Here is an 11,668-nt window from a genome sequence, read left to right as displayed (position 1 = left end):
TTGTTAACAGAAAATTAAAGCTTAAAGCTCTTATTCTTCATCAAGCCCTATAATAGTAATAATTTTAACTGTCTCACCAGGCTTAATTTTCGGTTTTTTCTTCTTTGACCAGAATTTTTTTACGCAAGCCTGGGTTTCACTTTTTGTGAGTTTGCAGTATGCCATGACTTCGTAAGTAATATTCTTTTCATGGTCAACCAGAATGTTTTTTATATTTGGCTGTTTCACGGTGCTCCCTGTTATTTATTAAAATGACTCAGCCATCCTTACATCATTATTCAGATAAAGGGGGAAAAATGATTCTTGATAAAATAGTAAACTTTCAGAATTATGCCGGCATCCATCGCCATTTCAATGCGGTTATAAATTTTATGAAAATAACTGACATCCGTAATCTTTCAACAGGAAGACATGAAATCTCAAACGGAATATTTCTTATTTCAAATATTTACAAAACAATACCTGAATCGGAAACCTTCATGGAATGCCACAGAAAATACATAGATATTCAGATAATGGTAAAAGGCTCGGAAATGATGGGAATCTGTAACAGGGATCTTTGCAGACAGTCTGAATATAATGATGCAGAAGATTATCTGAAACTTGAGGGGGAACCTGATTTCATCACTGTAAGAGAAGGATTCTTCACTATTTTCTTCCCCCAGGACGGCCATATGCCACAGCTCATGGTGAACGAAAAGCCAGAAGAGGTAAAAAAAATAGTTGTCAAAATGCCGGTGTGAATGAATTTTTGAAAAAACTCCACCGGATGCCTATAGCAAGAACATCCGGTGGAAAGAATCATTAATTATCGTTGGTCAGCTTAAAGACTTCAAGAAGATAGAAAATTATTGAGAGGGCCATACCCACAACAGTGGCAAGTGCCATGCCTTTAAGCTGGACATGACCTATTTTTATAAACGCTCCGCTTATTCCCACAATGAAAACAACGGAAGAAAGCACAAGATTTGATGCCTTGCTGTAGTCGACTTTTTCCTCAACAAGCATTCTTATGCCTGATGCTGCGATTACGCCAAAAAGAAGAAGGCAAATCCCCCCCATTACAGGAACAGGGATGGACTGGATTACTCCTGAAAGCTTGCCTACAAAGGCCAGAACAATTGAAATAACAGCGGCTCCGCCGATCGCCCATACGCTGTAAACCTTGGTTATGGCCATTACGCCGATATTTTCACCGTACGTGGTTGTTGGGACAGAGCCCATGAAACCTGAAAGAACGGTTGAAACTCCGTCACCCATGAGCGATCTGTGAAGGCCGGGGTCAACGGTGAGATCTTTCTCAATTATCTTGCCGGTTACAATAAGGTGGCCGATATGTTCAGAAATAACAACAAGGGAAGCCGGAAGAATTATAAGTATTGTATTCAGATCAAATTTTGGAAAATAAAATTGCGGAAGGGCAATGATCTTCGCATTTGTAACAGGGTCAAAATTCACAATACCCATGAAATATGATGCCACATAACCGACTATAATTGCTATAAGTACCGGAATAACCGCAAAAAAGCCCCTGAAAAGAACCGATCCGAAAACAGCCACCCCAAGAGTTATCATGGATATGGTGACGGACTGCATGTTTATGGTTCCGTCCTGTGCCGGAAGAATCCCTGCCATTCCGGCCGCAACTCCTGCAAGCTCAAGACCTATGAGCGCAACAATAGGGCCCATTGTGGCAGGAGGAAGAACAACCTTGATCCATTTACTTCCAAACATTCCAATTATGACAGCAACGGCTATGAAAACACATCCCGCAGCTACAAAACCACCGAGCGCAAAGGAATAATTAGCATGCCACGCAGCCTTGTCAGCTCCAAGAACCACAAAAACAGGAGACAGAAAAGCGAAACTGGAACCTAAAAAAGCCGGCGCCTTGCCTTTGCACAGAAATAGGTATATCAAAGTACCTATTCCGTTCATCAGAAGCACTATTGCGGGGTCTATGTTGAAAAGTGAAGGAACAAGCACGGACGCGCCGAACATAGCAAAAAGATGCTGGAGGCTTAAGGGGAAACCCTCCACAAGGCCCAGCCTTTGATCCACCTGAATGATTTTTCTTGCCATAAAAACTCCTATAAAACTCTGGTAAAAAATAAGGAAAACAGGAAAAAAACAGATTATCCGGCTGATAAAAGGCTCATGAAGCCGGATAATTCAAATCCTTCAGGTTTTCCATGATAACTTTTTTAAAACTATTAACCATGACAAGGTCTCAAAAAGTCAGATCCCAGTCATTCCGGAGTAGGCCGGAATCCATAAGTATCTGAAAATAATGGATGCCGGGCCAATTTCGGCATGACGCCGTCGCTTTTATTTGCCTTTTTACTAGTCCATTAAATTTTCACTTTTTCAGTTTCTCAAGCTCTTCTGCAATCAGAGAAGCAAAATCAGGTCTGCTCCAGAGCCTGTAATCCCCAGATGCATAGGCAATTGCATTTTTATGATAAACTAGCGCATTCATCATATTTGCTTCAAAATTATTCCTTGTCTTTATGACCTTGCCAGGAGAGCCTGTGACTATTGAATTGTCCGGGATTATGGTTCCTTCTTTTAAAAAGGAATTCCCGCCTATTATGCAGTTATCACCGATCACGCAGCCATCCATGATTGTTGAATTTATGCCTATCAGACAATTATCCCCGATTGTGCAGCCGTGAATTGTGCAGTGATGGGTTATTGAAGTGTATTTTCCGATATATACACCTGTATTCCATCCAATGTGGATCATGACAAAATCCTGAATATTGGATTTCTCTCCAATGACCACTTCATGATTTTCAGCCCTGACCACCGCATTTGCCCATATTGACGAACCTTCCTCAAGCCTGACTTTTCCATAAATATGAGCTGTTTCATGGATAAAAGCCGGATTGTTCAATATTATATCAGTTCCGAAAACCGGCATATTGTCTCCTGCTTGCTTTTTAATTTGGCTATGTTCCTGTTAAATGTTGAAACCTAAAGCATAAATGAATCATTTTTGATGGGTTCGCAAAAGTCAAAAAAAGGATTAGCGTCATGCAGGACTTGATCCGGCATCTTTGTAATTTCAGCCATTTCTGGATTCCGGCCTGCGCCGGAATGACGGTAATCTGACTTTTTGCGACCTTGTCATTATTGAGTTACATGTTTTGGGAGAACTTTTTTCAAAAAGCAACCCGCTGGCATTCGGATTAATGTCGGATTACGAGCAAAGGACGCTCGAATCCGACCTACGAATTGGGCTTTTATAAGACAATTAGCCATACAAGGCACATGCTCAGTTTAATTCACAAGACTCTGTACAGGCGCAGGAATTCTGCCCCCCCTTAATACAAAGGTGTTGGCCTGCCCTGTTTCCTTAACAGGCATTATTGTGGCAAAACCGAGAAGCCCTCCGAAATGGGCATTTTCACCGGCCTTTTTGCCTGGGACAGGAATAATTCTTACTGCCGTGGTCTTTTTATTGATCATTCCTATTGCCATTTCATCAGCAATTATGCCGGCAAGTGTTTCTACAGATGTGTCACCAGGAATTGCCACCATGTCGAGCCCAACTGAACAAACTGAGGTCATTGCCTCTAATTTTTCTATTGTTAAAATGCCTGATCTTGCGGCTTCGGCAATATTAAGATCCTCACTTACAGGGATAAAAGCGCCGCTGAGACCTCCGACATGGGAACTTGCGAATGATCCGCCTTTTTTTACCGCATCGTTAAGCATTGCAAGAGCCGCAGTTGATCCCGGAGCGCCTATTGAAAAAAGCCCAAGACTCTGAAAAATTTCCCCAACGCTGTCTCCGACTGTGGGAGTAGGAGCAAGGGAAAGGTCTACAACGCCGAACGGGATGCCTATTTCCCTGGCGACTTCACGCCCTATAACTTCGCCCACCCTTGTTACGCGGCATGCTGTTCTTTTTATTATTTCCGCAATCTCGCCGAGATTAAGATCAGGATTATCCTTTATCCCACGGTCTATTGCCTTTTTAACAACACCGGGTCCGCTTACTCCAACATTAATTACGGCATCGGCCTCGCCAATTCCAAGATAGGCTCCGGCCATGAAAGGAATATCCTGGGGAATGTTCGCAAAAATACAGAGCTTTGCGCAGGCAAGACCATCTTTGTCTGCTGTCAGGGCCGCTGCTTTTTTTATGGCCTTGCTCATCAAAAGAACAGCGTCCATATTGATGCCTGCCCTGGTTGAAGCAACATTTACTGAAGAGCAGACCCGATCCGTAACTGTGAGAGCTTCAGGAATTGCTTCTATGAGAGCAAGGTCGCCCCTGGAGATTCCTTTTTCCACAAGAGCTGTGAATCCACCGACAAAATCAACTCCTGAATCCTTGGCGGCCCTGTCCAGGGTTTTTGCAATCTCAATCATTCCATCCTTGTCAAATGGCGCACCTATGGAGGAAATCGGGCTTACTGAAATTCTTTTGTTGACTATCTTGATGCCGTATTTTTCACCAATACTGTCACAAATCGGCACAAGATTCTTTGCAAGGCCTGTTATCTTTGCATAGATATTGGCCTTGACTTTTTCAAGGCTGTCGCCTGCACAGTCAAAAAGATTTATGCCGAGCGTGACCGCCCTTACGTCAAGATGCTCGTTGTTGAGCATTTCATAGCTGTATAAAATATCCTGTTCAGTAAACATGGATTCTGCCTTTCTGAATTATTTAAATTTTGTTTATGGCTTCAAAGATGTATCTGTGCTGAATATTTATTTCAAGGCTCAGACGTCTGGCATAAGCTCTTAATTCTTCAGCAAATTTTACATGGCTTATGCTTTCGGGAACATCGACTTCGTAAAACATGATATTGTCCAGGGGATTTTCTCCGCCCCTGAAAACGGCCCTGAAATTTGTTATGTTCACGCCGCTGGCTGCTATTATAGATGTTATCCCTGCAACCAGGCCAGTTCTGTCCGGCCCTGTGGTTGTTATTACAAAGGGCTGGCTTTTCGGCTGATCAGAAGTTGCCAAAGAGTGTTCAATGGATTTTATATAGAATTGAAGCCCCTTGGGTGACAAGGCACTCTGAAATCTTTTTTCAAATTCAGCCATGTTGTAGCCTTCGGGCATCGTAATAATAAAAATGCCCGCAAATTCATCCTGGAGAATTGTCTGGCTGATATCCTCGATATTACCGCCTGCATCAGAAATAATGCCTGAAACAGCGGCAAGTATTCCAGGGCTGTCAGCACCTATTACAGTTACAATTTGCTTTTTCATATTAGTCCGAATTTATTGTTTATCCATGTTTGAAGTGAATTTCTGATAATATATTCTGAAAAACAATGCCCCCAAAGCAGTATTCAATTATCAGCTATCCAGGCATTCTTATTGATAAAAGGCCAAAGATACCATCTAAATACTTATTAATTGAAACAGAATCAAATCAGAAACAACAGGCCCAGAAACAAGCATAGAATTTATTATCCAAAACACCTCATAAGTCAATCACGCTGTTATCACCATATCAAAGATTAAAATTGCTTTCCTTGGTCGCTTTTATTATTATGTTTTCATATACATAAAACACTTGCCACATTGTTCTGACCGATAATGCTCGCCCCGTACCATGCTGTCTAAGCCTGTTTACTTCCAGACAAAAACAAATAAATGGAGGTCATGATGCCCAAGCAGGACAATAATAATAAATATCTGATTCGATTCTTCATTTATTTTACGTTCATGCTGATTCCACCCATTGCAGTCCAACCGTCTTTCTCGGCAGAGACAGACCCGATAAAAAAATGGGCTAAATTTTTCTCTCCTTCATCAATGACTGAGGCAGAAAGAATAAAAGAACTCGAATGGTTCAGACAAGCTGCGGAGCCTTTGAGAGGCAAAAGTATTCGCTCAGTTGCAGAGGATATTAAAACCCATTTCTGGGAAAGGGATATTCTTACAAAGGCTTTTGAAGAAATAACAGGGATTCACGTAGAGCACGTCATAATTGGTGAAGGTGATCTTGTCAGTGCCATAACTGAACAACTCATGGCAGGCAGGCTCATTTATGACGCTTATGTAAATGATGCCGATCTTATTGGCACCCACCTGCGTCTTGGGCGGACACTCAATCTTACAGAATATATGAATGGTGAAGGCAAATCCTATACAAATCCTGATCTTGATCTTAAAGATTTCCTGAACATCGAATTTGGCCAGGATTATGACGGAAATCAACTTCAGATTCCGGATCAGCAGTTCGCTAATCTCTATTGGTTCAGATACGACTGGTTCACTGATCCTGAAACCAAGGCCGCATTTAAAGCAAAATACGGATATGAATTAGGGGTTCCTGTAAACTGGAAGGCTTATGAGGACATAGCCGAATTTTTCACTGGCAGAACCATGAAAAACCCAGATGGTTCTGTAGTAAAGGCATACGGCCACCTTGATTACGGACTTCCGTCACCTTCCCTGGGCTGGAGATTCACAGACGCATGGCTGTCAATTGCCGGAGTTGGAGACAAAGGACTTCCAAATGGATCTCCGGTCGATGAATGGGGAATAAGAGTAGAAAACAGAATACCCGTAGGTTCAATGGTTGAAAGAGGCGGTGACCTGAATGGCCCTGCCGCAGTCTATGCCCTGACCAAATATCTGGATTGGCTTAAAAAATATGCGCCGCCAGAAGCCATGAAATGGGACTGGGTGACACACGGCCCTAAAGCCGCAGAAGGGAATATTGCCCAGCATATATTTGCTTATATAACCTGGCTTTCTGACGATAAATTTCACAAACCAGGAAGTCCGGTCGTAGGCAGAGATGGTAAGCCTGTCTGGAGAGTGGCGCCGACTCCACATGGCAAATACTGGGAAGAAGGCATGAAGGTCGGGTATCAGGATGCCGGAAGCTGGACTATACCGTGGAACGTTAGGGACAAAAGAAGGGCAATGGCATGGCTGTGGTCGCAGTTCTGCATATCAAAAACAGTGGCGCTTAAAAAATTCCTGGTCGGAGGTACTCCGATTAGAAAATCAACTGTCAACGATCCTTATCTCACAGCGCGGTCAGCAGACTACGGAGGAATAATAGAATTCTACAGATCTCCTGAAGAAAAAAAATGGACTGACACAGGTCTGAATGTTCCACATTATCCGGCGCTTTCAGGACTCTGGTGGGACAATGTTGCCAAAGCCATAACAGGAGAACTTACTCCGCAACAGGCAATGGATGCTCTTGCATCACAGCAGGACGAGGTAATGGATAAACTGAAACTTGCAAAATATTCTCCAAAACTCAATCCAATACAATCCAAGGATTACTGGTTTGGCCAACCTGGAGCTCCAAAAGCGGAAATTAAAAATGACCCGAAACCAATCACCATAGATTATGACACTCTGATTAAAGAATGGAAAAAATAGGAAAAAGATATGAGAATAAAAATTTTTCTTTTACTGACTTCCCTTTTAATGCTTTCTTCTGTTCCAGTTTATTCAAAAACCATAAAAATGGCCATAGACGAAAGAAACTGGTATCCTTTTACATATGTTGACAACAATAATATCCCGTCCGGAATGCATGTGGAGCTGGTCAAAAAAGCACTCTCCAGCCTTGGATATTCAACATCAATCGACTACCTTCCAAGGAAAAGATGCCTGTTCAGCATAGATCAAGGTGCTATTGATGCCATGATTTCAATCTCATACAATCAGGATGTTGCAAAAGGCATGGATTTTCCGGAAAATTCAGAAAAACCAGGTGAATCCCAATGGAGAATTATGCAGGTTGACCAGGTTGTTGTGACAATGAAGAGTGATTATGAATTTGATGGTAAAATCGAAAGCCTTCCTGAACCTGTGAGAATTCCGTCAGGAGAAAGCATGACAGCATATATTTCAGCTTCCGGCAAAATGATTGACGAGGCTAAAACAGATGAGCAGAATTTCGGCAAGATGCGTAGAGACATGAATGGCTGCGTCATTACCACGACAATGGTTGCTGAAAAAATCGCAACCATGCCTGAGTATGCAGGCAAAATAAATATACACGCCATTCCTCTTGCGTCGCTTTCATACCATCTCGCTTTTTCCAAAAAAACAGGTATCTCTTCCGAAGAAAAAAAGGCCATTTGGGAAGAGATAAAAAAATGGCGTGAAAACTATGTTTTTATGCTTCAGCTTTATTCCCAGTATTAAATCCCATGCTATTTCAAAGGGTCTTTAATTATGATGATCTCGCAAAAAATCCGATTTACCAAAAAAATTATTGCTGATTATCATCTTCTTTCCTGTCGGCAGCAAGACGGAATCCTAAAAAAAAGAATCTGCTGGTATGGGGGGCTTTACTCCTTGCTGCGGCCCTGCAAAATCTTGCATCGAAATACCAGGCGCCACCCCTGAACACTTTCTGGGTTCCGGATGCAGGCCCTACAGGTTCATATGAATCCTTGACCTGATAAATGTCATACCAGTCAGAGCACCATTCGCTTACATTTCCGATCATATCGTAGAGTCCCCAGGCATTGGGTTCTTTCATTCCAACAGGATGGGTGCCGCAGTTATTACAATTTTTCTCCCTGTTTTCCCAGATTGTGCAGTCAAAGGAAGATCCGTAACCAACACAGCTGTTTCCGCCATACCAACCAATGTCATCAATAAATGTGGCATTTTTATCGCTATTAATCTTGATATTACCCTTGTATACACTTGTTGTAGTGCCTGCTCTGCATGCGTATTCCCATTCTGCTTCTGTTGGTAGCCTGTAAACCATGTCATTGTATGTTTCGTTCAATCTTTTGATAAACATTTGCAAAGTTTCCCAGGAGAGACTTTCAACAGGACAGTCAGGCCCGCAGGATTTAAAACTTGAAGGATTTGACCCCATTAATTCAGACCATTGAGATTGAGTTACCTCAGTGGTCTGCATGTAGAATCCTTTTGGGATTTTTACAATATGCAGATCCTCATCTTCATCCCTGTCATTTTCAGAAGAAGGACTTCCCATCATGAAATCACCGGGTGGTATGAAAACAAAACTCATTCCCAACTCGCCTTCAAATGCTCGTGGCGTTGTGCCCTTGGCAAGACCTGAAGAATCAACTGAACTCTTCTGCCGCACATCTGACTTGTCAAAAAAAGCAATGTCCTTATTCAGGGAAAAATAACTTATCAAGGCAACAAATAATAACGCAATCACTCCTGCTGAAATTATTTTATTTATAACCTCTTTTTTGCTCTTTCTCGAAACAGTCTCAATCAGGTTTTCTTCTTCATATAACTCCAGATCACCCTCGTAAAATTTTTTATGCTTTTTGACATAATCCTTGGCATCTTTTTTTTCATCGTCAAATTCTGAAAACCTGGTTTGAATTAGCTCCTTAAAATGTTTTATACTATGTGGCCGTTCACTGATATCAAGTGCCATAGCCTTTAGCATGGCCCTTGCAATGTCATCGGGAATATCTGCAATCAGACTGTTTGAATAAATCATCTGGTCAACAAGCATTCTCTCAGGCGCGGTTGGAGGATCCTCGCCCGAAATAATTCTGTAAAGTGTTGCTCCGCATGAATATATATCTGTCCATGGGCCTTGCTTTATATTGCTTACATAATTCTCAATGGGCGAATATTTTGAAAGCATGGTTTCTGACGTACCGAAAATACTCTGGTAAAACTCAAATCTTGCGGTACTGAAGCTTATGAGTACCGGACGTTTTTCCTCTTTCAAATAAATTATATTATGAGGTTTTATATCATGATGAAGATAATTCTTGTCGTGAACCACCTTTAGTCCGTCAAGCAGTTGCAGCATTATTGTACATGCACTTTTCCAGTTCAATTTCCCGCCGTGGGAAGCAAGATATTTAAGAAAAGATTCTCCATCATAATAGTTCATGACCATATATGCGGTCTTATTTTCTTCGAAATAATCACGGACTCTTACTATATTGGGATGGTTAAAATTAACCAGTTTTTTAGCCTCTTTTATAAATTGCTCCATCCCGAATCTAAAAAAAATCAAATCATCCGGTGAATGAGGAACAGGAAATAATTGACCTGCATACCTCGACACACAAATTGAGGGGAAATATTCTTTTATTGCGACCTTGGTTTCCGTGTATGTATCCCAGGAAATGTATGTAATCCCGAATATCCCCGGCTTTCCCAACACTCTCCCTAATATGTACCTGTCGCCATAAACTGTTGTGCCGGGAGGAAGTACAAGCGGGCTTTTAAAATGTTTTTCGATATCAAAACCGCAGACAGGACAAGGCTTTTTGCCTGCTGTATAAGACATGCAACCCATGCAAATATTTTGAGGATTACTCATGCATTTCTCTATTTAAGTATAATTAATGATACTTACAACCAGCCAGAATCCGAATCAAAATATGAATATGGATGTTCTCTGCAAAAAAAGGAATCAACCAATCCCAGCAAAAATCCGGCAGTATTTTGAATGCGAATTGGAAATAACAAAAAAGTGGAATCAAACTTGTATGTAATTCAGAGTAACATATATTTAACTTCCGACAAACTTATTTTCTGGCCACGTTTGGAGCTGGTCTGGGAAAAGTGGACAGCCATTTAAGTAAAAATCTGCTTTATTAGAACATCAAAAAAAGGAGCAGAAGAATGGCAAAAGGAATCAGAAGAAATCACGGACCAGCATTATAGGCTAAGGTGGCGTTAGCGGCTTTGAAGGGAGACAAAACCTCTCGGAATTATCAGATCTGTGTAGAAAACGGAATGATGAAACAGGAATGGTCAAGGATATGCAGGCTAAGATAGGCCAGCTAACAAAGGAAAACTTTTTTTAGCAGGTGCACTCGGTCGTGTGGCCTCATCAAGCGCAAAGAAATGATTGATAAAAAGGCCGATTTGTCAGTAAAGAGCCAATGCAGAGTGCTTGGAATTCCAAGATCGACGGCTTACCACAAGCCGAAGCCATTTTCAGATGAAGATCTGCGTCTGAGGAAGAAATGTCCCAGGTTCAAATGAGGCTATCACGTTGCGTCATTGAGCATCTTCCCTGGCAGAATCTCGTGACCAGATATGACAGACCAGGCACATTCTTTTTTATTGATCCACCTTAATTATAAGGCCCCATACTACAAGCATAATATGGTGCTGGATGATTATAAGGAAATGGCAGGGTACTCATAGGCATCAAAGGCAAGTTTCTTCTGACCATAAACAACCTGCCTGAAATACGTGAATGTGAAGCAGCAAGCGCTTTGGCACCACAGGATATAGCTGAAAATATGTGGGAAGAGCCGGGATTTGCTGGGTTTTAGCGGGATTTGAGTCAGAAACGAGCATTGGCACCACTTTTTGATTTTGGGCAAAAATATGCATGCGCTTTGGCACTACTTTTAAATTTAAAAGTGGTGCCATTTTTGTTTTATTCATCAGAAAAATCATCATCAAGTCACCGACCACCGGCAAAGCCGGTGGCATGGGATTCTGAACCGCTCAAAGCGGTAAAAAATGGGGATCACCTAAAGGTGATTAATCAAACAGTCTTAACTGTTCAATTCTGCGGTCCTCGTGTTCCTGTTTTTTAATATACTCTCGAACCGACAGCTCATCTTTGCCAACTGTCGATACATCATAGCCTCTTGCCAAAAAATTCTGGCCGGTAAAATTCTTTTTCCGGCCACCATAGTTCCTTGCTATACTTATTGCGCTCTTACCCTTTATAAAGACTACTAC

At 41.7% G+C, this 11,668-nt stretch carries 11 protein-coding genes; 3 read left to right on the top strand and 8 right to left on the bottom strand.

Translation table 11 applies throughout. The features are described 5' to 3' along the window. Positions 1-30: 30 nt before the first annotated feature. Positions 31-228 (bottom strand): hypothetical protein, encoded by a 198-nt coding sequence (locus K245_RS0110225; RefSeq protein ID WP_027359215.1) that lies wholly within the window; start codon positions 226-228, stop codon positions 31-33. A 68-nt stretch (positions 229-296) separates the two neighbouring features. On the opposite strand from K245_RS0110225, the gene K245_RS0110220 reads away from it, so the two are divergent. Next, positions 297-743, top strand: coding sequence for a YhcH/YjgK/YiaL family protein (locus tag K245_RS0110220; RefSeq protein WP_027359214.1), 447 nt, complete (start codon positions 297-299; stop codon positions 741-743). 61 nt (positions 744-804) lie between these two features. Here K245_RS0110220 and uraA read toward each other — a convergent pair whose 3' ends face one another. The 4 genes from uraA to K245_RS0110190 form a co-directional block, all read right to left on the bottom strand. After that, on the bottom strand, positions 805-2,082 hold the full coding sequence (uraA, locus tag K245_RS0110215; protein WP_027359213.1) for a uracil permease: 1,278 nt from the start codon (positions 2,080-2,082) through the stop codon (positions 805-807). A 277-nt stretch (positions 2,083-2,359) separates the two neighbouring features. Next, positions 2,360-2,923 carry a gamma carbonic anhydrase family protein gene (locus K245_RS0110205; protein ID WP_027359212.1) on the bottom strand — a complete coding sequence of 188 codons (564 nt, stop codon included), beginning with the start codon at positions 2,921-2,923 and terminating at the stop codon, positions 2,360-2,362. 359 nt (positions 2,924-3,282) lie between these two features. Further along, complete coding sequence (locus tag K245_RS0110195; protein ID WP_027359211.1) at positions 3,283-4,656, bottom strand: PFL family protein; 1,374 nt, start codon at positions 4,654-4,656, stop codon at positions 3,283-3,285. A gap of 22 nt (positions 4,657-4,678) precedes the next feature. After that, positions 4,679-5,233, bottom strand: a complete 555-nt coding sequence (locus K245_RS0110190; RefSeq protein ID WP_027359210.1) for a glycine cleavage system protein R — start codon at positions 5,231-5,233, stop codon at positions 4,679-4,681. Positions 5,234-5,632: 399 nt separating this feature from the next. Between K245_RS0110190 and K245_RS0110185 the strand changes: the two genes are divergently transcribed. Next, the gene (locus K245_RS0110185; RefSeq protein WP_198013870.1) at positions 5,633-7,375 is read left to right on the top strand and encodes an ABC transporter substrate-binding protein; all 1,743 of its coding nucleotides are present in this window, start codon (positions 5,633-5,635) and stop codon (positions 7,373-7,375) included. Between the two features lie 9 nt (positions 7,376-7,384). Then, on the top strand, positions 7,385-8,149 hold the full coding sequence (locus tag K245_RS0110180; RefSeq protein WP_027359208.1) for a substrate-binding periplasmic protein: 765 nt from the start codon (positions 7,385-7,387) through the stop codon (positions 8,147-8,149). A 67-nt stretch (positions 8,150-8,216) separates the two neighbouring features. Here K245_RS0110180 and K245_RS26560 read toward each other — a convergent pair whose 3' ends face one another. From K245_RS26560 to K245_RS0110155, 3 genes are all read right to left on the bottom strand, one after another. Beyond that, positions 8,217-10,283, bottom strand: a complete 2,067-nt coding sequence (locus K245_RS26560; protein ID WP_084156203.1) for a bifunctional serine/threonine-protein kinase/formylglycine-generating enzyme family protein — start codon at positions 10,281-10,283, stop codon at positions 8,217-8,219. 839 nt (positions 10,284-11,122) lie between these two features. Continuing rightward, complete coding sequence (locus tag K245_RS0110160; RefSeq protein ID WP_027359206.1) at positions 11,123-11,380, bottom strand: hypothetical protein; 258 nt, start codon at positions 11,378-11,380, stop codon at positions 11,123-11,125. Between the two features lie 84 nt (positions 11,381-11,464). After that, a partial coding sequence (locus K245_RS0110155; protein WP_027359205.1) for a transposase occupies positions 11,465-11,668 on the bottom strand: 204 nt, incomplete at its 5' end.

Source organism: Desulforegula conservatrix Mb1Pa (genome assembly GCF_000426225.1).
Taxonomy (GTDB): Bacteria; Desulfobacterota; Desulfobacteria; order Desulfobacterales; family Desulforegulaceae; genus Desulforegula; species Desulforegula conservatrix.
The sequence above is the reverse complement of the archived record's forward strand: the minus strand, read 5'-3'. Positions and strand labels throughout refer to the sequence as shown.

Coding starts and splice junctions, on each gene's coding strand:
- K245_RS0110195 (WP_027359211.1), bottom strand. CDS start 4,656: ATGTTTACTGAACAGGATATTTTATACAGCTATGAAATGCTCAACAAC.
- K245_RS0110220 (WP_027359214.1), top strand. CDS start 297: ATGATTCTTGATAAAATAGTAAACTTTCAGAATTATGCCGGCATCCAT.
- K245_RS0110205 (WP_027359212.1), bottom strand. CDS start 2,923: ATGCCGGTTTTCGGAACTGATATAATATTGAACAATCCGGCTTTTATC.
- K245_RS26560 (WP_084156203.1), bottom strand. CDS start 10,283: ATGAGTAATCCTCAAAATATTTGCATGGGTTGCATGTCTTATACAGCA.
- K245_RS0110180 (WP_027359208.1), top strand. CDS start 7,385: ATGAGAATAAAAATTTTTCTTTTACTGACTTCCCTTTTAATGCTTTCT.
- K245_RS0110190 (WP_027359210.1), bottom strand. CDS start 5,233: ATGAAAAAGCAAATTGTAACTGTAATAGGTGCTGACAGCCCTGGAATA.
- uraA (WP_027359213.1), bottom strand. CDS start 2,082: ATGGCAAGAAAAATCATTCAGGTGGATCAAAGGCTGGGCCTTGTGGAG.
- K245_RS0110185 (WP_198013870.1), top strand. CDS start 5,633: ATGATGCCCAAGCAGGACAATAATAATAAATATCTGATTCGATTCTTC.
- K245_RS0110160 (WP_027359206.1), bottom strand. CDS start 11,380: ATGATGATTTTTCTGATGAATAAAACAAAAATGGCACCACTTTTAAAT.